The sequence below is a fragment of the Listeria goaensis genome (assembly GCF_900186125.1).
In the GTDB taxonomy this organism is placed as follows: domain Bacteria; phylum Bacillota; class Bacilli; order Lactobacillales; family Listeriaceae; genus Listeria; species Listeria goaensis.
Genome location: NZ_FYBQ01000002.1, coordinates 338,091 through 360,406 on the forward strand (window position 1 = coordinate 338,091; position 22,316 = coordinate 360,406).

Annotated in this window: 29 protein-coding genes; all 29 read right to left on the minus strand. The window is 37.7% G+C overall.

Features of this window, described 5'->3' with window-relative positions; genetic code table 11:
- Positions 1 to 101: 101 nt before the first annotated feature.
- The 29 genes from CFT42_RS04200 to CFT42_RS14935 all read right to left on the minus strand — a co-directional run bounded on the left by CFT42_RS04200 (position 102) and on the right by CFT42_RS14935 (position 22,316).
- A complete protein-coding gene (locus CFT42_RS04200; RefSeq protein ID WP_088815436.1) occupies positions 102 to 1,121 on the minus strand; it encodes a GH25 family lysozyme in 1,020 nt (339 codons plus the stop codon).
- A 1-nt stretch (position 1,122) separates the two neighbouring features.
- Positions 1,123 to 1,416, minus strand: coding sequence for a phage holin (locus CFT42_RS04205; RefSeq protein ID WP_088815437.1), 294 nt, complete (start codon positions 1,414 to 1,416; stop codon positions 1,123 to 1,125).
- Between the two features lie 22 nt (positions 1,417 to 1,438).
- A complete protein-coding gene (locus tag CFT42_RS04210) occupies positions 1,439 to 1,816 on the minus strand; it encodes a hypothetical protein (RefSeq protein WP_088815438.1) in 378 nt (125 codons plus the stop codon).
- 31 nt (positions 1,817 to 1,847) lie between these two features.
- Positions 1,848 to 3,476: a BppU family phage baseplate upper protein gene (locus CFT42_RS04215; protein WP_159458144.1), complete on the minus strand. Its 1,629-nt coding sequence runs from the start codon at positions 3,474 to 3,476 to the stop codon at positions 1,848 to 1,850.
- Entirely contained in the window at positions 3,442 to 5,490 is a 2,049-nt protein-coding gene (locus CFT42_RS04220) for a phage tail protein (RefSeq protein WP_088815440.1), read from the minus strand. The genes CFT42_RS04215 and CFT42_RS04220 overlap by 35 nt, the downstream gene beginning before the upstream one ends.
- Before the next feature lie 15 nt (positions 5,491 to 5,505).
- The gene (locus CFT42_RS04225) at positions 5,506 to 6,342 is read right to left on the minus strand and encodes a phage tail family protein (RefSeq protein WP_088815441.1); all 837 of its coding nucleotides are present in this window, start codon (positions 6,340 to 6,342) and stop codon (positions 5,506 to 5,508) included.
- Positions 6,342 to 9,503: a phage tail tape measure protein gene (locus tag CFT42_RS04230; protein ID WP_088815442.1), complete on the minus strand. Its 3,162-nt coding sequence runs from the start codon at positions 9,501 to 9,503 to the stop codon at positions 6,342 to 6,344. Before CFT42_RS04230 ends, CFT42_RS04225 begins: the two co-directional genes overlap by 1 nt.
- The gene (locus CFT42_RS04235; RefSeq protein ID WP_088815443.1) at positions 9,504 to 9,881 is read right to left on the minus strand and encodes a hypothetical protein; all 378 of its coding nucleotides are present in this window, start codon (positions 9,879 to 9,881) and stop codon (positions 9,504 to 9,506) included.
- A gap of 38 nt (positions 9,882 to 9,919) precedes the next feature.
- Positions 9,920 to 10,291: a tail assembly chaperone gene (locus CFT42_RS04240; RefSeq protein WP_088815444.1), complete on the minus strand. Its 372-nt coding sequence runs from the start codon at positions 10,289 to 10,291 to the stop codon at positions 9,920 to 9,922.
- Between the two features lie 30 nt (positions 10,292 to 10,321).
- Complete coding sequence (locus CFT42_RS04245; protein WP_088815445.1) at positions 10,322 to 10,831, minus strand: phage major tail protein, TP901-1 family; 510 nt, start codon at positions 10,829 to 10,831, stop codon at positions 10,322 to 10,324.
- Between the two features lie 17 nt (positions 10,832 to 10,848).
- Positions 10,849 to 11,250, minus strand: a complete 402-nt coding sequence (locus CFT42_RS04250; RefSeq protein WP_088815446.1) for a hypothetical protein — start codon at positions 11,248 to 11,250, stop codon at positions 10,849 to 10,851.
- Positions 11,251 to 11,254: 4 nt separating this feature from the next.
- Positions 11,255 to 11,581 carry an HK97-gp10 family putative phage morphogenesis protein gene (locus CFT42_RS04255; RefSeq protein ID WP_088815447.1) on the minus strand — a complete coding sequence of 109 codons (327 nt, stop codon included), beginning with the start codon at positions 11,579 to 11,581 and terminating at the stop codon, positions 11,255 to 11,257.
- A 1-nt stretch (position 11,582) separates the two neighbouring features.
- Positions 11,583 to 11,879 carry a hypothetical protein gene (locus CFT42_RS04260; protein ID WP_088815448.1) on the minus strand — a complete coding sequence of 99 codons (297 nt, stop codon included), beginning with the start codon at positions 11,877 to 11,879 and terminating at the stop codon, positions 11,583 to 11,585.
- Positions 11,880 to 11,882: 3 nt separating this feature from the next.
- A complete protein-coding gene (locus CFT42_RS04265) occupies positions 11,883 to 12,203 on the minus strand; it encodes a phage head-tail connector protein (RefSeq protein ID WP_088815449.1) in 321 nt (106 codons plus the stop codon).
- The gene (locus CFT42_RS04270; RefSeq protein WP_088815450.1) at positions 12,196 to 12,381 is read right to left on the minus strand and encodes a hypothetical protein; all 186 of its coding nucleotides are present in this window, start codon (positions 12,379 to 12,381) and stop codon (positions 12,196 to 12,198) included. Before CFT42_RS04270 ends, CFT42_RS04265 begins: the two co-directional genes overlap by 8 nt.
- 32 nt (positions 12,382 to 12,413) lie before the next feature.
- Positions 12,414 to 13,319, minus strand: coding sequence for a hypothetical protein (locus CFT42_RS04275; protein WP_088815451.1), 906 nt, complete (start codon positions 13,317 to 13,319; stop codon positions 12,414 to 12,416).
- A 27-nt stretch (positions 13,320 to 13,346) separates the two neighbouring features.
- Positions 13,347 to 13,964 (minus strand): capsid assembly scaffolding protein Gp46 family protein, encoded by a 618-nt coding sequence (locus CFT42_RS04280; protein ID WP_088815452.1) that lies wholly within the window; start codon positions 13,962 to 13,964, stop codon positions 13,347 to 13,349.
- Positions 13,965 to 14,060: 96 nt separating this feature from the next.
- On the minus strand, positions 14,061 to 14,957 hold the full coding sequence (locus tag CFT42_RS04285; RefSeq protein ID WP_088815453.1) for a minor capsid protein: 897 nt from the start codon (positions 14,955 to 14,957) through the stop codon (positions 14,061 to 14,063).
- A complete protein-coding gene (locus tag CFT42_RS04290; protein WP_208611149.1) occupies positions 14,944 to 16,260 on the minus strand; it encodes a phage portal protein in 1,317 nt (438 codons plus the stop codon). The genes CFT42_RS04285 and CFT42_RS04290 overlap by 14 nt, the downstream gene beginning before the upstream one ends.
- A gap of 95 nt (positions 16,261 to 16,355) precedes the next feature.
- Positions 16,356 to 17,624, minus strand: a complete 1,269-nt coding sequence (locus CFT42_RS04295) for a PBSX family phage terminase large subunit (RefSeq protein ID WP_088815455.1) — start codon at positions 17,622 to 17,624, stop codon at positions 16,356 to 16,358.
- Complete coding sequence (locus CFT42_RS04300; RefSeq protein ID WP_088815456.1) at positions 17,617 to 18,390, minus strand: terminase small subunit; 774 nt, start codon at positions 18,388 to 18,390, stop codon at positions 17,617 to 17,619. The genes CFT42_RS04295 and CFT42_RS04300 overlap by 8 nt, the downstream gene beginning before the upstream one ends.
- Before the next feature lie 593 nt (positions 18,391 to 18,983).
- On the minus strand, positions 18,984 to 19,580 hold the full coding sequence (locus tag CFT42_RS04310) for a hypothetical protein (RefSeq protein WP_088815458.1): 597 nt from the start codon (positions 19,578 to 19,580) through the stop codon (positions 18,984 to 18,986).
- A 230-nt stretch (positions 19,581 to 19,810) separates the two neighbouring features.
- Complete coding sequence (locus tag CFT42_RS15045; protein WP_255378413.1) at positions 19,811 to 19,936, minus strand: hypothetical protein; 126 nt, start codon at positions 19,934 to 19,936, stop codon at positions 19,811 to 19,813.
- A 120-nt stretch (positions 19,937 to 20,056) separates the two neighbouring features.
- Positions 20,057 to 20,632 carry a sigma-70 family RNA polymerase sigma factor gene (locus CFT42_RS04315; RefSeq protein ID WP_088815459.1) on the minus strand — a complete coding sequence of 192 codons (576 nt, stop codon included), beginning with the start codon at positions 20,630 to 20,632 and terminating at the stop codon, positions 20,057 to 20,059.
- Between the two features lie 91 nt (positions 20,633 to 20,723).
- Entirely contained in the window at positions 20,724 to 20,882 is a 159-nt protein-coding gene (locus CFT42_RS04320; protein ID WP_088815460.1) for a DUF3954 domain-containing protein, read from the minus strand.
- A 103-nt stretch (positions 20,883 to 20,985) separates the two neighbouring features.
- Positions 20,986 to 21,213, minus strand: a complete 228-nt coding sequence (locus tag CFT42_RS04325) for a hypothetical protein (RefSeq protein WP_088815461.1) — start codon at positions 21,211 to 21,213, stop codon at positions 20,986 to 20,988.
- Between the two features lie 37 nt (positions 21,214 to 21,250).
- Complete coding sequence (ssb, locus tag CFT42_RS04330; RefSeq protein ID WP_088815462.1) at positions 21,251 to 21,706, minus strand: single-stranded DNA-binding protein; 456 nt, start codon at positions 21,704 to 21,706, stop codon at positions 21,251 to 21,253.
- Entirely contained in the window at positions 21,703 to 21,858 is a 156-nt protein-coding gene (locus tag CFT42_RS14820) for a DUF6906 family protein (RefSeq protein ID WP_167373839.1), read from the minus strand. Before CFT42_RS14820 ends, ssb begins: the two co-directional genes overlap by 4 nt.
- Positions 21,855 to 22,316: a WDGH domain-containing protein gene (locus CFT42_RS14935; RefSeq protein WP_244169924.1), complete on the minus strand. Its 462-nt coding sequence runs from the start codon at positions 22,314 to 22,316 to the stop codon at positions 21,855 to 21,857. The genes CFT42_RS14820 and CFT42_RS14935 overlap by 4 nt, the downstream gene beginning before the upstream one ends.

Here is a 22,316-nt window from a genome sequence, read left to right on the forward strand (position 1 = left end):
CTTTCTAGTTTAACATAGAAAAAAATAGCATGCAGATGATTTGTGAATTTTTAATAGAAATACATAAAAAAACGCCCCATCCATAAGGACGAGGCGAAGGGTTATTTAAGCCAATAAGTCGTTGTGTAAAATACTTTTTTCTGTTTTAAAAAATACGCTGATTTCAAGCCGTTTCTCGTAGGATAATGCTTCAATTTCGCTCCGGGTTTATATGTCAAAACTTGACCGCCATTCAATTCTTCATTATCCCAAAAAATAGCGAAGGCTTTCACAGTTGCGTTAATCTGCCCTTTTCTGTTCGGCTTCCCTACTTTAGTTAGAAAACTATGGTAAACGTAGCCAAGCGTCATTTTCCCGTTGACATTAACATACGTTTTATACCAGTATTTGGAATGTCGATACACTTTTATTCTCGTTCCTGTACGCCATAATCTAATGGGTGTTTGCCCTTTAAATTGCGGCTTCAATAACAGCGGTGCAACGTCCTGCACTTTTGCACTGATTGCGTTGCTAGTACTGCCAAAAAAGAAACTGATAGGCTTGTCGCTGTTCAGGTCTGACAAGTCGACAGGTTTACCATTACCTGCGATACCTGTACTAGTATATTGCCACAAATCACATTTGACTTTTGGTTTATATTGACTTTGTTTCGTACCGTTATTTGTCCCATATCTCGGAATCCAAGTGAAATCAGCTTTTACATTTTCCAAGCCATATGCCCCAATCATATTATGCTCATAATAAAAACCTGTACGCTTTCCTGCCGCTTTTAGGACATCAAGGAAAGCCTGTGATGCAGCCGCAAGGTTTTTCTTGCCGCACGCTTGTATGCTCTCTTTTTCAACATCTAGCGCGAAGAATTTTGCTTCTGAATCGCTACGTGCTAAAAAGTCGCGGGCTTCCACTTTCGCGTCATTGACCGATACGAACATGCCGAACGCATAGACCCCAAACGGAATTTTATATTGTTTTGCTTTTGCGACAAAATGTTTATACTGACGATCCATCAGATTACTCCCAAACTGTACGCGGATAATAATCCCGTCTATCTCCCGCTTTAATTTAGCCCAATCAAAATCACTTGGTATTTGGTGATGGGAGACGTCTAATATTTTGGCCATTTTATCTCACCTTCCTAGCTTGATTTTTTTTATCGAGCTTTTCGGTATCTAATCGTGGCTTTTCGTATTCTAAGGCTTGTGGGCTGTCAGGGCTTCCTGCCGTCGTCGGGTCAATAATAAGCCCCCAAACAGCAAACAGACCAGTAACGACTGTAACTACACGTTGCAAGAGCTCGTTATAATCCCACGTAATGCCGAATACATATAGCCCCGCTTGAATAACAAAAAAGATAGCGGCAATCATCGCCACTACCCATGTTTTATTCTTGAAACGTACTTTCCAATTGATTTTCATTTTTTAAACACTCCTTAACATTTTATAATCCGTGCAAAAACCGAGTGACAAAATAAGTTATAGCGACCGCCCCCGCAACGCTAAATCCCCAAACAATGATGCGATAAGACATTTTATACTTATCTATTTTTAACTCGTGAATTTGTTTTTCGTGGTCTTTTATTTCTTTCAAGACCTCTCCAAGACCGTTGCGGACGGCGTTTTCCATCATGAGCGAAAGAGTGTCCTCGTTTAACACGCGGTTATGTTTGACCTCTTCAAACTCTTCTTGCATTTTACTTATAACCGCATTGGACTGCTGAAGGTCTTCTTTTAGCGATTCCACGCATTTTTCATTGCTTTGAATTCGCTTATTTAAAGTGAGATAATCCGCATTAGAAATTTTTACTTCTTGATTCATCTTCACCACCTCTTTCCCAATTAGATAAACATCAATTCGTTATCACCTTTGTGAAATATGAAATGCTGTCTAAACCGACATTGACCGTTGGCGCACCACTTGCCACGATTTTAATTTCACCGGCCGCACTCAAGTATACATTTGATTGATTAGATGCAGAAGTGGACTGTTGTGCCGCAGGAAATACCTTATTCCAGCTTGTGTCTGGCTGTAAATAATCGGGAACTATTGCGCACACTCCTGTTCCCGAGCTTGTTCCCGCTCCAACAATTCCAGAGATATGAACGAGATAGCGGTTTCCAAACTTGGTGTAGTTTGCTGTTACTGGTATAAATGCAGTAAATCCGTTTAAAGTAGTTAAACTCACTGTTTGAACTGTTAATGCGTCGTTTAGCAAAGCTTGAAATTGCGCGTTATTAATTTGTTGCATCTCCCACCCAGTCCAACTGTCGCCCTCGCGTCGATTATAAATCACAACATTAGAATCATATGCTTGATAAGTGGCTTTCGCAAAACCACTTGAATGCATCTGCACGTCTAAATAACCATTTGCGTTTAAATTAAAAGGAACATTTTTAGAAAGATTCACATATCCATGAAACGTTGAGGTTATACTTGCATCGAGATTGTTAAAGTCGACTTGTTGCTTAATCAAAAGCTTACCTGCTGAATCAGTCAAGAGATACTCTTGAACTTGATTTTCTTTTGTATAAATGTCAAAGTCATTTACAGTAATAAGCCCCTTCATTCCATTGCGAGATAACGAAATTAAATTTTTGGGTGTGACAGTTTTCCCTATTCTAGACGCGCCATTTACTACCGATTTACACCAAATGAAGTCTGCTGGTGCATATCCGTACACATAGCCATCACTGTAGCTTGAAATCGAATAACGAGAATCGCCGACTGAATCGCCACCAACGACAAACGTGAGAGTATTTTCAGTAGCGAAATTTGAACTATCATAACCTATCATAAAAGTAATTTCTGTCCCCGCTGTTAACCCAGTGCCAACATAATGCCTAATTGTTCCTAATTGAACATTTAACGCTTCTTGAGCGCCTAAATTAATTGTTCCAGTCATGTTATCGCCTTGCTTGCTTACATAACCGCTTTGAGATATTTCATTTTTCAAAATATCCATAGATTGCTGTAATTCGTCTTGTCTTGCGTCATTTAAGTCAAGTTCATCTTGCATACCAGTGATAGCATTTTGTAAATTTTGAAAATCACTAATCCAGCTTTCTGCTGCTATTGCTCCTTGGGATGGATCCGCTTTTACTGTATAACTAAAACGCAACATACTTGATAGCTCTTCCCCATTTTCTCCAGTTCTAGTAATAATAAATCTTGCAGTATCGTATAATCCCGGTAATTGTGTAGCTTGAGCGGGGAATGTGTAACTAAATTCACCATTTGCTAAATTAATTGGTTTAATAGTAGAATCTGATACATAGTTATTAGTATTTGCTATCAGTGTGAAAAATGTAATTGTTGCTTCTTCAAGTGATTCTTCTATCCCTTGCGTTTTAACAATAAGTTCGAGTGAATTATCATCCCCTTGCACAAGCTCGATAGGCACATGATTCCACGTTCTATTATTAATGTCGATTGTCACTTCAATTTTACGTAATGCCATTCGTATTGCCTCCCTCCTCAAGTTTTGAAACTCTTTCGGACAAATTTAAAACGAGTTTTTTAAGCTCGCCAACTTCTTCTTTCAACGCTTGATTTTCACTTTCTTTTTCTTTCGCATATTGATACAGCCACGCTACAGATTTATATAGATCAACTGATTTGTTATCCTCGCTCGTTAATTCAGTTGATGCTTGTTCCGCAATAAAACCTATTCGCTTTTCTTCCGCTTCATCTGCTTCAATCGTATACGTATAAACGTGTGTTTCTTTTATAACCTCTGTCGCTGACTTCCCAAATGTTTTCGATTTAAAAGTTCGAATGTTCGTTTTATATTTTTCAGAAGAAGCAGACTCAAACGTTAACGCTCGATGCGGCACATAACGAATTGAACCCCCTCCGCTTGTCCATGTCGTACGGTCAATAGACATTACTTTCCCATCAGCATCTGCTCCGATGCTACACCAGCCAGAACTTTGAATTAACGGGGTTTCAATGCCTGCAAACGGTGATAACCTAACAACTCTATCAGGATCAACAACCCCTGTAGATTCATTTACAGCCTCAATTACAAACCCTAAATCGCCACTGGTATTTAATCGCATTTGCATGGCTGGATAAGGCTGGTCATCTTTCTTAGCTGACAGGCTAAATGCGTTACCTGAGCCAATGCTTAATTCCTGCCGATATTGCGGAAATGGCAACGGTGGCATAAAACTTGAATAAATCACATCAAAATAACCTTCTGCTCCTTCTATACGTACTCCTTTGAAAGTATCTGCAACAATTGCTTTGGCATTAATGCCCACTGCAGTTATTGCACTTTCGTAAGTTTTCCCACCATCTGTCGAAACACCCATTCCAGAAGAATTTAAAACGACAAGGTTGTTAGCGTTATTTTTTTCAATTGCTACGATTCCTTGCTCAGTAAATTTAAGCTCGCTTCTAGCATTATTTAAAGCCTCCGAAGCAGAAACTATAAAATCTGTTAGCCATGAAGGAGGAATTTTACCCGTCCCATTGATAATGTCATCAATTGCATTTCCGTTTGAAATGTCTGTGGCTTCATTCTTATCAGCCATGTTCAGACTGCCACAAGTCACATCAATGCTAATTCTAGTGTTGTCGATGTCATAGCTAGACTTAACACTTATGATTCTTACTTTTTGCTGAAAATTCATTAGCTCATTTATAACAGTAATGTAATCGCCACATTTTGGCATTGCATATGGATATCCTGCCTCTTGTAGGTCCTCAACCGTTAAATTTAGACTAACAGAAAGCGAATTATCCACCTGTTCTTTTATTTTTGCTTCTAAGTTTTCTTTGATCGTAAAATTTTCGTTGGAGTAGGGCTTTCCTGCTAGAATGCCGTACTGTGCTGCAAGTGGCGAAGTATATTCGACCGTCAAACGTCCCTTTGTTTGGTCGTTTTCATCAAAGTAATCTCCATATCCTTTCATGTAAGTAATGAAATTTGAAAAGTCGGCTTCTACTCCGAAATCTTGTAAATTAAAACCCTTTCTTACAATTGTCGAAAGATCAGAACCGATTTTATCGTAAATATGAACAACCTTATCAGTAACTTCATATTCAACATCACCCGCGTTAATGATGTCCGCAAACAAACTCATTTTTGTGTCCATGCCCCAGTTTTCTTTGTCCAATGCCTCAACGTCTACGTAAAGTAAATAAGAATAACCTGTGTCAGCAAAAAGCTGTTCTAAATACCACTTGTACGGGTGTGATCCAGTTGTTGAAGTATCAATAACTGACTTATTGAACACATCGAAAAACTCATGTATTGCTTCAAATTCTAATATGACAGTCTCGCCGTCATCTTCACGGTACGTCATAGTAATTACATATTTTTCGTTTTGAAAAACTAGTGACCAACGCTTATCAATTTTATCAATAACACTAGAATCTAATTCAACTGTCCCAGAAATGGATTTTTCTCCGTTAACGCTGTGCGTGAAGTTAATCTCCGCTTGTGCTAAATATTCTTTCTTTCCTAGAGGGTCATAAAATGAATACAATGATATCCACCACCTTTACGCATATAATTCTTTGAAATTAACAACTTCTAGCTTGAAATCATCAAGTTTATTTGTTGTTACTGTATTGAAATAATTAAATGACGGAACTAAAACAAAATATTCATAGTTTGTTTTATCGTTGATATTTATAGCATTCTGCAAATTTGAAACACCGTTAAATTCAAAAACATCACCTTGTTTATAAGCGCCAGTAAATATTAACGTTCGATCATTTACAGTGAAATTTGCATTTGTTCCATCGCTCAAAGCAGTTGCTTTCAGTGTAAAAGGTGATTCTAGCTGATTACATGCAACCGTGCCCATATATTGAAACTTTTCATGTTGAACAAGCGCTGTTTTCTCGTCTGATTCTCCAAATGGCAAATCACTAGTTGTAAACGAAAGTTCTATTCTATAGACAAGCTTCTTTTCTGTAGCATTTTTTAACTCTGGTTTAATTACTGAATCTAGATACACTTTATAGTGATACGGATAAGAATATTTCATTCTTTCTGATTCTCGATTTGTTAAAATTGTTAAATCTCGAAAAGAATATAGACCAAAGCCCTCAAAATCATATTCTGTTATTTGAAAAGGCTTTACGCTTGAAAGTAAAGCGTAAAGCCTATCACGTTTTTCTTGCATTTCTCTTTTTGAATTTGCTTCTATTTCTGCACTAACTTTAATTTTTTTGGAAACTCTTTTTACATTTGTTGTTACAAATCCGCTTCTTGCCCGAATATCTTTTTGTGATACTGCTAATTCGGGTGATGAAACTTCAATATTAAAAACTTTTATTTGAAGATCTGATAAAAAAACCGTTTCTTTTTTGTTTTTAATTAATAAATCCATCAACGTCCATCACCTCTTATAGTATTTATTTTCACTCGAGCTTTTGCGTCTTCACGCTTAAGCCATGTCCGCACTTTGTCCCCTGTCCAATCTTGGTGCACATTAACAACGATAGGTCTTTCATCTGATTCATTTGGATATGTGCCAGTTCCAATGTCATTAGAATTTGTGTTAACTGTTCTTGATAGTTCAGTTTCGACCTTTATTTTTCCGTTTTCTGGAAAAAGTGAAGTGAAATCTAGTTGAGATTGAGAAGAAAAAGCATCAAAAATTGACCCTGTCATGCTTTTGACGGTCCCCATGACGTTTTTAAATTCATTTTCCAATCCTTTATTTAAGCCTTGCATAATAGCGTTTCCTGCTGGAATAAGCAACTTTCTGTCATAACTTATAGGTCCTTTATGGTCTTTAATCCAATCTGCTACTCCACCAATAAATTTCTTAACACCGCCAAACGCCGATTTCAATCCTTTTAAAAATCCATTAATAATTGCTTTACCAGCATTTACTAGAGAATCAGGGACGAAAACGCCTATAATCGCTTTAAGTAGATTCAAAGCGGCTGATTTTATTGCTCCTTGCCTAGAACTGATCTTGTTGGCTAGTCCGTTTACTAAATTTATACCAGCATCAAGCAATCTCCCTGAAGTTTGGACAATCCCGCGAACCATTGCATCAACTAAATTCATTGCCGCGCTTACAATTGCAGGTATTTTCCTAGCAATACCGTTCAAAAATTTAACAATGATATTCACACCTGCGTTTACAATCTTTCCTAAATTATTAGCAATACCGTTCAAAAATTTAGCAATTAAATTTGCGCCTGCTGTTACAAGTTTGTCGATATTTTTAGCAATTCCATTTAGAACGCTCACAACAAATTTAACGCCTGCCTCTACTAAAGCAGGGAGTTTCTTAATTAACGCATTAAGAAAGTTCACACCAATTTCTATAGCCTTTGTAGTAATTTTACCCATATTTGCCGCAATTCCGCTAAGAATCGAAAGAATCATTTGGATCCCTGCCTGCACGAGCTGAGGCATCGCATTTGCTAAAGTAGTCAAGAAAGTAGTCACCATATTTACAAATGTATTGATAATCAAAGGCATGTTCGCATTGATAACTTTTACAAATCCAACAATCATATTCGCAAACCCAACACCTAAAGTTGTCAGCGTTGGAATTATTTCGGTCATATGTGCACTAAGTGTTACAATTGCATTTATTAACATGGCAAGTCCTGCGCTTGCCGCCGCAATCGAAAGACCAATAGCAGCAACTGCCGCACCAAATACACCAATACCTAAAGCGTTAGCTGTTAAGGCTGGTCCCAGCAAGGCAAATACACCAGCCAGTGCCGCAATCGCTACAGTAACTGCTGTGACAGCAACAATACCCTTCGTTCCAGTCTCTGCAAGCCTAGCAATCCCAGCCGCAAACACACCAATTCCCGCTGTTACTAGTCCAATAACAGCGCCAATTTTAACAAGTGAGGTACCCATCCCACCCATGCTTTTTGTTGATGATGAAAGTGGTTTAGTTAGAGAAGAGAAAGTCCCTTCCATTTTTGAACCCACTTTTGAAAAAGCTTTGAATGGATTCAACGCACCTAATATTTGTTTACCGAATTTCATAAACAAACCAATTAAAGCTGTAATGCCACCTGCAAGACCAAATGTTAGTGCGTCAGGATTTGAAAACGCCTTCTTAAGCGCGTCCCCAACTGTTTTTATAATGTTTCTGAATGTTTCTGAATGCTTATAAAGCTGAACAAATCCAACAACTAATAAAGAAATTGCCGCTATAACTAAAAAAATTGGACTTTTTAACAGTCCAAATCCTTTACTCAATAATGAAATGGACTTGCCCGAATTACCAAGCAATCCAATTGCTGTTGCCGCCGTCTTAACATTTGCTGTAAACATCATAAGCTTTCCAGTTATTAGCATGATTGGACCAACTGCCGCCGCAATCCCTAACAAAGTTAAGATAAAATTTTGAACTTGTGGTGACGCATTTGTGAATTTATCGACCATTTTCCCGATAAAATCTGCTACTTTTCTAATTGTTGGCGCTAACTTATCCCCTATCGTGATTGCCGCCGATTCTAATGAACCTCCAAGTTGCTCAATAGCAGATTTAGCATTATCTTGCATAGTTTTAGCCATTTTAGCCGCTGACCCATCTGAATTTTCAAGGCTTTTAGTTAGCTTGTCTAGCTTTCCTTTTTGCGCATTAAGGAGGATATTCATAGCGCGCCCACCCTGAACACCATACATTTGAGAAATGTAATAGCCTTTTTGTTCATCAGTCATACCAGAAAGTTTGCCTTTCAGTTCATGAACTTGTGTAGAAAGTGACTTCATGCGCCCCTTGCTATCATAAGCATTGAACCCGATTTGAGCCATTGCGTCAGCCGCTGCTTTTGAGGGATTTTGAATTTTCGTCAGTGCCATACCCAAGTTCGAACCCGCCATTGACCCTTTTACACCTGCATCGGATAACATACCAATGGCTGCTGCTGTTTCTTCAAGTGATAGCCTTGCTCCATGCGCTTGAGGAGCTACCATTTTTAACGCCTCGCCCATATCGTTTGCTTCTGCATTTGTATCAGCCGCTGCACGTGCAAAAACGTCTGCTACGTGACCCGATTTACTCGCTTCTAGACCAAATCCATTTAGCGCAACAGCCGCGTTTTCTGCCGCATTTGCAACATTTCCACCGGATACAGCTGCTAAATCTAAAACGCCTGGCATTGATTTCATAATTTGCTGTGGCTTCATACCTGCACTTGCTAGATTCTCCATGCCTTCCGCTGCTTCTTTAGCGCTAAAAGCTGTTTTAGCCCCTAAGGAAATAGCTTGTTTTTTTAGTGCTTCTAACTCCTTACCTGTTGCACCTGAAATCGCTTGAACGCGCGACATTTGCGCACCAAAGTCCATTGATACTTTACTCGCTACCACTCCCATTGCCATAAGCGGTAGTGTAACCCCTTTTGTAAGGCTACCTCCAACATTTCCAAGTGTTTTCCCAACTGCTCCCATGCTAGTTTCTGTTCCTTTTTTAAAAGCTTCAACAGTACGTTGTGCGTTTTTAAAAACAGGGCTAAAACTTGAATCAACTGCTTTAAGTACCGCTGTAACAGAATAAGATTCCCCCAATCACCTCACCTCTTCCTGCTTTTTCTGCCTGTACTCTGCTAAATTATTTCTAATTTTCCTCAGTCTTTCTTGTTCAAGTAGTTTCTTTGTACCTTTTTCGTTGTATGGAACGTATTGAGGATTGAAAGACTGCTTAATTTTAGTTTCTTCTTTTTCGTAATTGAAAAAATCCGAAAACCTCTCATACACTGGTTTTCCTGTTTTGCCTTTAGTCGCTTTTACAACTTGATTAAACCAAGCTGACATTGCCAAATCTCGCTCTTTATCAAGCGATTTCAAACGGAATGCTTCCATTCTTATTTCATATTCAACCTGCGTCATTCGTTTTATTTCGTTGATAGCATGAAAACCTAAAAAGCGAAGCGAATTTACTAACATTTCGTGGTAAACTCGCTCGCTTTCTTCCCTTATATCGGTTAGGCTTCCTCCGCTTGATTCAATTGCGCTGTTTGAAGGTTCTCTTCCGCTGTCTTCAATGCTAACTTTGACACGTTAGATTCTCGTAATTCTTTAAGAACACCTTCAAACACTTCTTCGATGTTGTCGCAAGATTCTAAGTAAGAATCTAACTCATTTTGTGAAATTTTCGGCGTTTCTGTTGCGTTTGCATTTTTCAAAATATCAGAAAGAATAACCACATCATTGCTAAGTAAAAGCGGTAATGTTGCATTCAATCCAAACCCAAATTTAAGCCCATTTTGATTAATTGAATATTTCTTGTCGAGTTCACGAACAAAGCCAATTCCAAATTTAAACATATATACCGTATTATTAATTTTCAGTTCCATTTTATTGCTCCTTATTTTTTAATTTTTAGGTTACGCTGTTGGTACTTCTGTATACACAGATAAATCGCGGAAAGCGTAGCTTACTTCTTCTTCTTGGTCAGCAGTAAGAGTTAACTCTCCTCTTGCTCCGCTTCCAATAACGCTAAAGTCTGCTTTATTTGTCGAATTTCCATCAGCATCATGGTCTTCTTCTATATTTGTAACATTTACTTGGAAATACCAAGCCTTATACTTGCCCTCAGTTGTTTTGCTAGAACGGTCAATCTCCCAAATTTCCACAATCTCATCTTTTTCAATCGCTTCAATTAGTAAATCATTCAACGGATCATCGCTAAGAATATTCTCCACACTCGCTTCAACAGTTAAAGGTGAAGTTGAGTTGACATTTCCGTCTTTAGTCGCTGTTGAATCTGAATCGCGCGAGCGAGTAAAATTATGCGTAGTTTGAAGCGCTAGTTTAATTCCCGTTTGTTCTGCCGCTGTACTTAACAATCGAAAAGCTAGAAATGTATTTGTACCTTGTTTTGCAGTGTATTCCATATTTATCTACTCCATTCTTAAATTAATCTCATATCAATCGAAAAAACCCCGTGCCATAAAAACGTGTCCGCGACAGAAGTGTCACCCACCATTTGGCTACTTGCCGAATTAAAAACTGCTTGAAATTTATAATGGTCCGTTTGTTTTAGTTCTCTAGCAACCATAAGAAAACAGGTAAGCATATCACTCACCTGTTTTCTTTGCTTTTGCTCTCCCCAAGCGTGAAGCAAAATATTAATATTTCCGCTAATGTAACTTTTGTTTGCCTCTGCAACTAACTGTGTATTTCCAACAACTGCGAAGGGATATTTTGTTTCTTTCGGTGGCAAGTAGTCAAATACTCGGTAGCCTTCCTTTTCTAATGCAATAAAAAAAGCATCAAACAATTCTTGTTCAGGTGCTATCATCGGTATAGTCATTTGTTCACCTCATTAAATCCTTTAATTCCTTTACAAACTCACCTTTGGTATCATTGAAAGCTGGTCCAACATGCGGTGTTCCAGCTTGAAACCTCGTACCATTTTCTTGATAAGGAGCATATTCCGCATCACTTGAAACAACAGCAGATTCGCCGTTTTCCTCGAGCTCAAGAAAAATATGGTTCTTCAAAAAACTTGTATCCACCGGTGCATATTTTTTTGCCCGTTGTTGCATCACTGCACCTTTTTGTTTCACAACTCGCTTAACAGCTTCATGTGATACACCTTTTCTTAACGCCGCTTCTAGTCCTTGAATACCGTTTAATTTCAATTTATTTCACCTCGCCAACGAGTAAAACACTTGTTTTCAAAGGGAAACGGGAAGTTTTTAATTCATATTTTTTCTTATCAATCATCAAGTAATCAAAAATAGGGGCTCTTTGTCCTGCTATTCTAACCACTTTCACATTTTGATTGTAGCTTCCAAAAAGCTCTTTTGTTCGATTTGTTCCGACATCTGTAACGTTGCAAAAAACCTTTTCAATAAGTCTATCAGCACCGTATTCGTGTGTTGCAGGATTATATTTCTTATCCTCTTCCCAAAATTCAACAGCAGTGTCAAAACGCATATTTCACCCTCCGAACGGATTAATAAACTTAACCGCTTTTTTTGACTTGTTTTTTTTGTCAATATAGCGGTTTATATCATCTGAAAACTCATCAAAATCGCTTGTGCTGAACGTTATTGATTCGCCTTCTTGAGAATATGCAGTCATTCCCTCGTTTTTAATGCGATTAAACCGTTTTATAGCAACTTCCGTTACAATGTAATTCAGCTGGTCTGGAACTGTGCTCTCCTCAATTTTTTGAAGAAGTCGCTCTTCCGTCATTCGTTTTATCACTTCTATTTTCTCTTCAAATGTTCCAGAAATTAAAACTTCAATATCATTCATTATCAATTTCCGCTTGCTCTTCTATAATTGGCGATTTCAGGGCGTTCTTATCGCCTAAAAGCTCATTCAAACGAGTTTTGGTCGGTTTCTTTGCACCTTTACGAGGGTATTCTGCACCAATTTCATAAATATACTTACTATCATTTTTATCAGAAAAAGCTTGAATTACTTTATACATGTTCACGCCTCCTTAATCTCGAATCTCGTTTATTATGCTACTGGTGTTTCAGTAGTTCCGATTGCTACCTTAACAACGCCGTCTACCACTTCTGGGAATAGTGTAATTCCTGTAAAAATTGAGGATTGGTCTGTTAAATTTGTTGTATTATCATCTTTTACAAGCCCAATCAGTCCAAGCTCATCAGATACAACTTGTTTATTGTGGAAAATTTTACTTGCTTCTCCGTTTACATCGATATAGGCAAGATTAATATTATCTTGTACAGTTGCATATACAGCGCCTTGTGGTACTGAATTGTTGATCATAACCGTAACGTTCGTAAAACCTTTTAGAAGAGTTAGACCAAAACCAACAGCTTCCCCATTAGTAATCACGGCATCACCTAAATAATCTCCAGCATCGAGCGGGTTAATGAAAACAATTACACCAATTTCTTCATCATCGAATAAATCACCAAGTTTGCCCCACGCCTTTCCAAACGCTTCTTGTAAGCCTGAAACTGTGCCTAAATCTGTTGGAGCTGTTGCTAAAAAACTAAAGAAATCCGTGCGCACATCTTTTTGGATTTTGTTCAACACTTTTCTATCCGTTTGGTTCGCCGCTAAGTCATAACCTACACGTTGAACTTCTTCGATGGAAACAGATTTACGATATTTTTTGAATCCTACCTCAATTTCACGGTCCTTCACACGTCCAACATGTGTAAGTGGAATATCTGCACCTTCTGCTACAATACCTTGTGCGGCATTTGCATCGGTCGGTAAAGTAACCGTGAATTTCCACATTTGGATTTTATTTCCCTGCTTTAACGGCTGCGGACGTGTAATACCTAGCGCCGCTTTCAACTTATCTAAGCTCGTACCAAATTTATTTACAAAATCAATTGCTTCTACCTCTCCCATATCAGGAACTTTAATTAAATTTTCTTCTGCCATTTTACATTCTCCTTCGTTTTAAAAAATTTATTTGAATAAATTAATATTCTCAGCAATAGCTTTCTTTCTCTCGAAGTCATCTGGAATATTCATGATTTCTTTTTTAGACATCGTTTTTGTTGTTTTCCCCGAACTTCTTGGTGTTTTTCCTTTTAGTAAAGTTTGAACTGCTGATTCTTGAACTTGATTCGCAAAATCAATCAAAGCCTTAGCGTTTTTATATGTCATATCTGACTCGTTTGAAACGACCATGCTTAAAACATCGTCTGTCACGGACAAGCCTGCTTCTTTAAATACAGCATCAGTTTGCTTCACGGTTTCCGCTCTTGCTAATTGTGCTTTTAACCGCTCGATTTCTTTTTCTTGCTCGGCACGTTCCGCCATTTCTTTATCTTCAACAGATAGTTCTTTGACATCTTTTTGTTTTTCGAGTTCAGAAATACGCGACTGCGCTTGTTTGAGTTGCTCAGCAAATTCATTTTTATCAGCTTGTTCTTTGCCAATTCGCTTCTGAAGTTTTTCGACAACTTTATCAGCTTCAAGCTTCGGTTGTTCATCAGCCGGCACTTTTGAATCAACCGAGTTACTTTCTTCCGCCGCTTGTTGTTCATTATCTTCTAAAGCTTCTTTTATTTCTTCTGCCATTTAAAACGCTCCTTTCACGCATTTAAAGCCTTGGGAGGCTATTAATTTACTCAGGTTGTTCTTTTACGCCTGCAACACACGGAAAAAGGCGTGCAATCACGCATAAGCCGCTAAACTACATCTACAACATGGGTGTATTGGTGGCTTAGGTGCTTTTTCAAGGGAGTATATCCCGTTGTTAGCACTTGCGATATCTGCGCAATTTTCGCATGCTGTCGGCTCAGCAATAAACATGACTTTTGTGTATCCATTTCGCTTAAAGCTACCTATTTGTGCATCAGTTTGCACTCGTGCCGTTTCAGTGCGAAGAAGTCGTTCAATCGTATATCGTTTATTTGAAACTTCCTCACGCACATTTTTCATTATTTCTCTGGCTAATGTTTTGGGATTTGTTCCTTGAACCATCGCGCGGCTTATAATAGCATCTAAACGTGCTTTTAATTCATCTTGGCTAACCCAAAGACGGTCCGACCATGTCGCACCGTTAAAACTTGCATTTAAAACTGCATTTAATTTAGAAAGCATACTAGTACTTTTGTTAAGTCCTAATATGCCAGCTTGGCGCTCCATCTCATCAACGTAACTTTGTGATAGCCATTGTTTAAGAACCGCTTCTTCTTTTAAGTGGAACTCGATTAATTCAATGCCTATTTTCGCTTTTAAATACTCTAGTCGATTGATTCGCATTGTTGCGTTGTACAATTTAAGGCGCGCATTTGCGTATTTACTAAAGTCTTTATCTTTAACCATTCGCTTTGCAATTCTTTCAAAAGATGCTATATCAGCTTTAGAAACTTTTTTTAAAACCTTTTGCATGGATAGACCTGTAGCGTCAGCATATTTTATATAATTTTGGTTGATTTCAAGTTCAAGCTGTTTGATTAGCTCTTGACATCGCTTTTCAAGTTGGCGAGCATACGCACGGTCATTTTTAATATTTTGTTCAATCCACTTTTTTTCTCGTTTAATCCAATATTCTTCATTCTTCGGCATCTATATCACCGCTTGTTTTCTCGAAATCGTATGATGAAGGAGAATTTTTAACAGCGTTGTCAACCTCATCATTTTGTTCTTTTCGCATTCGCTCAATTTCCGCTTTTGGGTCATCGACATATGACAATACAGAAAGTTGTGTCTCTTTTGAAACAATACCGTTTAGCGCTTGCGCTGTGCCTGCTTCATCTGCAGCATTAACTGGAAGATTACGATAGAATTTAAAATTGAGTTGTTGCCACGCATCAGGTGAATTTGTTACTACGCCAACTGAAAAAACAATTTTATATAACTTCCGCAAACATTGTGTAAATTTACGTTCCTTTACTGCGGCTAAATTTCGCATTGGCAATAGTTTATATTCAAGAGAAACACCTGAGCTGTTACCCGCAAACGATTCATCGTTAATATTTGCAATCATGCTGATTTGATAGTTTAAATTCATCAACCGATCTAATAAATTTTCTTGCATTGTGTCTCCATCTGGTTTTTCGATGAATTCAACCACTGCATCTTTTGCATCTGGGTCGCTTGAATATATCATTTGGTTTCCATCAATATTCGCTTTCGGCGTCCCGTCCTCGTTCTCTTCAAGCGCAAGACCTAATACTTTTAAATAAGCATTATCAAAGTACTCAACTTGATTTGCTTTCTGACTTAACGCTTTGTTGTGAGCATTGATAATTGTTGCAACATTGTCATTAAGCCCCTGTCTTTCTTCATTATCGAAAAATTCAACAGCGGGCACCTCACCATAAACATTCACACCCTCGCTTGAAAGCGTGTAATCGCTGTTAAATGAGTTAATTTCTGTCGCACTATAACATTGCCCTTCAAGTTCGTTATCTTCGTTATAAAAGTAGCGAATGAAATAAAGCGGACCACGTGAAATAGAATCCGAATAAATCATAAAAGACTCGAGAGGTGAGTTATACGCTATGCAAGTTTCAGATTCTTCATTCTGATACAAAAAAGCAATCGAACGTCCGAAAATACTCGATTGCTTACTTATTTCAGTTAATTTATCTTGTACAGAATTAATGCTATTCCATAATTGCAAAGCTTCATTATTCGCTTGTTCATCTAGTGTAATTTTAGGAGGGATACCCATAAAAAATCCGTTAAATGTTTCAATATTGTAATGTGCTAGATTCCCCACTATTCGATTGTCTGGACGATTTCCGCCTTTTTCTTGTTGAGTTAATATTTCATGGTTACCAAGATACAAATTTAACTTACTTTGATAAGATTGCACTAAACTTTGATGTGCCTTAACAAAACCCTCTAAGTCTTCACTTGTCAATTCTTCATCTGAAGGAAAAATAAATATATCTCCTTGAAGAATTGAACCTTTCCCATCAACCTTTATTCCTGTGTTTGCGATAATGAAAACCCCCTTTAAAATAACGTATTTTTAACAATTGTTGCATTCGCTTTGCGCACTAGAATGGTGTAAACGAAATACCGAAGTGCGTCCATCGCATGATCATGTTCTTTTATCGGCTTATCTTCTCCACGCTGTTCTGCTTTGCTGTCCCAAATATAACTTGCGAACTCTTTAAACATATGCTTACAACTAGAATTAAACTTTATTTTCCCTGTGTTCATCGCTGTTTGCGTTTCACGAATACCATTCAGCACATCATTTACACCTTTGATAACAGTAAAACCAGCTTTTTTTAGTGCTGCTATAAATGAAGCGGCGGAAGGGTCCACAATGATTTTAGGTTTTAAATCACCTACGAACTTCTTCAAATCATATACATACTCTTGATCATCTTGTTGTTTACTACTGTCACGACCAGAATAATAATACTCTTTGATACAGTACCAGACACCATTAGAAAGACCCCACAACAGAAATACAGTGGGGTTCATTGTTCCGTAGTCGCATGAAACATAATAACGCGAGAACGTCTTATTTTCGGGTATTTGAAGCGTCATAGCATCTTTATCAAAGTTATCATAAATAATGCCCTCAGAAAGCACCCACAAGCCTAGAATGTAACGCTGATAGAATACGCCTGAATACATGCGTTTATATCTATCTTTGACACTGTCGCTTAGTGAAGGGTTATCGTCCATCGTAAAATGGATATGGAGGGCATTCTTTTCTTTTAGCTTGTCTATCCATTCAAGCTTATACCAGTGATAAGGTCCATCAGGATTCATATTGAACCATAATTTAGAACCGTCTACCGAGCAACGAGCGGTTGCTTGGTTTACAAAAGATTGTGGCATAAGCGCAACTTCATCAAAGAAAAAACCCGCGCAAGTCAGACCTTGCACGAGGTCTTGGGAAGCCTCATCTTTTCCACCAAAAACAAAGAAATAGTTCGTTACACCATTTTTAGTTATTTCTAAAAGATTGTCAGTTCTGCGGTCTTTAACGTTATAGCCTCTTCCTGCCAGCATCACTTTAAGAGGTCTCACAACATTTCTTCTAAAACTCCCTATTGTCTTGCCAGCCATTCCAAATTGTTGTGTTTCGAAGTTATGCATCGCCCACAAAACGAATGAGAGGGACATAATTAACGTTTTGCCTGAACGCACTGAACCATCACAAATAATCGATTCATAATCTCTTGCACCTTCATAACGCCACCAAGTCAGCACTTGTAATTGTTTACGAGAAAAAGGAGTAAATTTGAATATAGTTTTATTCATTTTCCCACACCTCATCAATCGCGTTATCAATAGCATCAATGAAACCATCGTCTTCCGCTTCTGCATCTAGATTATTTTTCATAGTTTCAGCGTTTAACTTTTCAATTTGCGCATCTAAAAGCTTCACACGTCTGTCTTGTAAATCTTTCATATCTTTGTACCCCGCACGATCAAATAAGTCTTGTAAAATTTGCGTGCGCAACAACATAATTTCTTTCCAATCCCGATGCCAAAGCAAATCACGTCTTGAAGTTGCCACGGAACTGTCTAAATCACCTAATACTTCTTGCAGATTTTCAAGCTCCATTTCCATTTCGTCAAGTTCCTTTTTTAGTTCACCTTTTTCTTTCATCCCGCCACTTTTTCTGCCATCAATGGCGTTTCGTTTATTTTCAGTGCGCCTAATCTTAGATTTTAGATTAGTTATGTCTGCCTTCATCACCACCGTTCTTGCATCAGTAATACTTAAATGCTCCGATGCTTCTTCATGCTTCGCCAGTTTTTCATCAATCATTCTTACTTGATTCCATAACTCAAAATAAATTAGTGAAGCATCGTCTTGCATACGTTTAGAGAGCATTTTCATTTCTGCGTCTATTTTTTCAAGTATCTTAGTATTCCTTAGCAATTTTGAAGCTGTAACATCAGCGCTTTTTTCAGCATAACCAGCAGTAATAGCCGCTTTTTTGCCATTGAAGCCATTTGTAACATAGCTTTGAGCAAATAAAGTATATTTTTCATCTGTGGTTAATTTCTTTTTTGTCATTACATATCACCACGCCTCCTTATCAATCATTTCACCGTGCGCTAAACAGGCACTTCCACATATCCATATCCGTTGCATTTTTTGCATGTGATGCGATCGCTTTTCACTAGTTCTAGTAATGATAAAGTATTAGCTTTAAATATCTTTCCTTTGCCGTAGCACGTACCACATTTGACAAGCGCCATTTTCGGATACGCGACTATTCCACTTTCAAAGTCTGCACGCATCATGTGTTCGAAGTTCATTTCGATCATCTCCTTGCATAATAAAAAGCCCTGTGTGAACAGGACTTTCTAAATTTATATTGCCCTTCCGTGGGACACTTCTTCGAGAGGTGTTGGAGGTTCTATTTGTAAACTAATCGATGTAACAGTCCAATCAATGCTTAAAAAACCCTTGCGAATGCAAGCTCTTCATTTAACGTTTTCTATGTTTCCTGTTAATCCATCTCAATGTTAGACGTACTTCAATAACTGAACAAGTTAGTAATACCAACTCCGCTATTATTAATTGTGTCCAAGATATATTTATTAACCCAACAATCTTTCCAAGTATTACTCCTAATCCAATTAGTAATAGCACGTCATCTCACCTCATATTTCATAACCTGTTTTTTTAAGCGCCTTTACGATTTCTTCTTGAATCTGAATAAAAAGCTCTTCTTTTTCAGTGAAATCATTAATCTTAACACGAATTATATCTATCGGATCTATCTTATATCCTGTAAAATCAAACTTCAAGCTAGCTATTAAGTTTGCTATATATACCATCAACTTATAATTTTCCGCGCTTTCTTCCTGAGTTTTCCCAAAGTTTACTTTTATTTTGTTCTCTACCTTATCCGACACGTATGTATGTTGGAACATCATCGCTAAGATTGCAACAGTTTTAGGAGAGCCGTACATTAATGCTTTTTTCTGCATATCACTCAAATATCTCACGCCTTCTTTTCCAGTCATCTTCTGTGTAAATTTCTCCATATCAGTAAAAGCAGAAACCCAATCTCCAAATATATTAGCCAACTCTTCTCCCCGTAGTTCCCTAAAAAAAGATTCCCTTTGAATATCTAGTTCGTTTTCTTTTCTGTTGTCCTCCACAGTAATGGCTTTATAAATTTCCGGCAATCCCTTAGCCCAGTATCCAATAAATGTTAACGCTGCTAAAATAAGTATCAAAATAAATGTTTGCATCCTAAACCACCCTTTTTATTTTTACTATACCAAGCAAAAACCTCCTGTTCAACTATAAACAGGAGGAAAAAGGTAGTTTCCGCGTGCATGTTTTACATCCAGCGCGGATAGGATGCGGACATAAAGTGGTATTAGACGATACAACAGATACTCTACCACCTTGCCCACATTAAAACAAAACCACGTATACTAAATGATTGACGAAAGGAACAGGCGATTGTCTGCCCCTTTTATTTTAAAGCCATTCGTTTTTGACTTAAGCAGTGACATGTTCCAAATAAATTCACTTGTAACCATGATACCGCATAGCGATTACCTGTTTCGTCACTGTACTTTGTGATGTGATGTTTCAGCATTTTTCATCCCTCCTAACATGATGTAGCATAATCCACCTAAAAGCTTCATGAAAATAGCTTATAATGTAAATATGCTAAAACTACTTCTCGTATATAGGTGGCAGGTGTGCGACAAAAATTTCAACAAATCGCCATACAAAATAGACTTTGGTCAACCTGATTTTGAATTTTCTCTTTCCCGCGCTTCAAGTACACTCTTACGGAGCGAATGCTTATTTCTAATTCATCGGCAATTTGAGAATAGGACATACAACTTTCGTGATGCATCAAAAAAATTTTTTTCTCTTGATCTGACATCGTGGACATAGCATCTTCAATTTTAATTTTATCCCAATCACTTATTGCTGGTTTATCTTCTTCAATCATAAAAGCATTACCGTGTTCTTGTGTAAACCATTGTCGCATGATTTCAACATTTGTAACAGATACTTCTCTTTGAATTCCAGAACGCCTGTGAATTGCCCTACGCGGATTAGGCTCATGCCCCAACTTCATATATTCGATTGCGTACTCCAAGCTATCAATCATGCTGTTTACAATTCTCAACGTTGCATCTTCGCTAAGACTATCTCTCATCTTTTTTTGTCCGGGCGATGGAGGTAATGGCTTTTTTGCATCTCTAACTTTTAGTAGATTAGCTTTATACTGTTTCGCTTCGTCTAAAGCTCCTCTGTACTCATTAATTAATTTATTCATGCAAATACATTCCTTTCCTTTGTAAAATAAAAAGGACGCTAGAAACGGCGGGTATGCCTTCTAACGTCCTTCGATTTTTTCGACCAGACTTTTATTTATGCAATTTTATGGTTTCTTTCTTTTCTGCTGTAGTAGGTTTTCCATTGTTCCAACCAATCGTTGTTTGGCCAAAGCCGTTTCGTGGTGGCTCTATAAAAGTTTCTTTTCCATCAACGTAAATATATACGCCATTTTGAACTTTTTTCTCCAAATCATAACGCCCCCATGCTATAATAGACTTGTTCAAATCCTATTTGGCTGGGGCGCATGCTCTGGCTTTTTTTATTTCTCTTTCTTATTTAATAAATCACTTATTAAAGTCGGCACTCATTAACCTCCTGTTCATTAACCCACTTTATTAATTTTTGTAAGACGAGGTTTTTATTTTCGATGCGGCACCAAGCAATTGAAAATTGAACATCATTATTTGCATAATTCAGAGCTGGCAATACTTCAAATTTATACTTTCTAACTAATTCTTTTAAGCTAATAAGTAAATATTCTTCTGTTTCAGACAGTTCTTTTTTGCTTGATTCTTTCATTTTGAAACTCCTTTCTCAATAAATAAACTTGCTAACTTTAGAACGGTAAATCATCGTCACTAATATCAATCGGCTTAGAATCACTAGAATAAGCTTGTTTTTGATGTTTTTCTTGTTTGTTTGATGAATCACCTTGGTTTTGTTTAAAATCGCTAGAAAAGCCTCCTTGTGCGTTCTTCGGCTCTAAGAACTGTACACTTTCCGCAACGACTTCGGTTACATAGACGCGCTTTCCGTCTTGCCCTTCGTAATTACGTGTTTGAACTCGACCGTCAATACCAGCAAGACTTCCTTTTTTTAGGAAATTCGCTACGTTTTCAGCGGGTTTTCTCCAAACAACAATATTTATAAAATCTGCATCACGTTCCCCTTGTTGGTTTGTAAATGTGCGGTTTACTGCAAGTGTAAATGTCGCGACTGCAACGCCAGAAGGTGTATATTTAAGTTCTGGGTCTTTCGTCAAGCGTCCTACTAAAATGACACGGTTCATCATGATTTATCAACCTCTTTTGATGCTCCAGATTTTCGATGCTGAATAAACATCTTGTCTTTCAAATTCTTAACGATAAGCCATTCGCTACAATTTAGACCATTTTGTTCTAAAAATTGACTCTGTGCCACAGTGGGCTTTTTGCCGAGTTTCATTCCGATTCCACCTCCAAGCTCAATAATCGAGTGATTTCATAAGACGTATGACCGTCCCACTCAGGCGCTCTGTCGAATTCGGGCACTTTGAAATAGTCCCAATATATGTTCTGATAGTGATACGTATACCACCCTTCTTGTGTTTTGATTCCGCAAATGAAATAATTATGGAATTTCGAACCGTCAAAATGGACTTTCGATTTAAATGCCAAATCTGGATGCTGATTACAAATGATTGAAAATAAAATCATTCTGTGAAAATACAAATCATCAAATGTGTGTGATCCATCGCTAATATTTGATTTATCATCTAAGTTGGCGATTTGTTCGTTTATTGATTCGGTTGATTCATTCACTTGTTCTTTTCGCTCCTTTTCGCTTTTAACATATTTCGCTATATAGGTTAGTGCAATGACTGCAACTATTGCATTTAGAACGGCTAAGAGTACTCCTCCCAT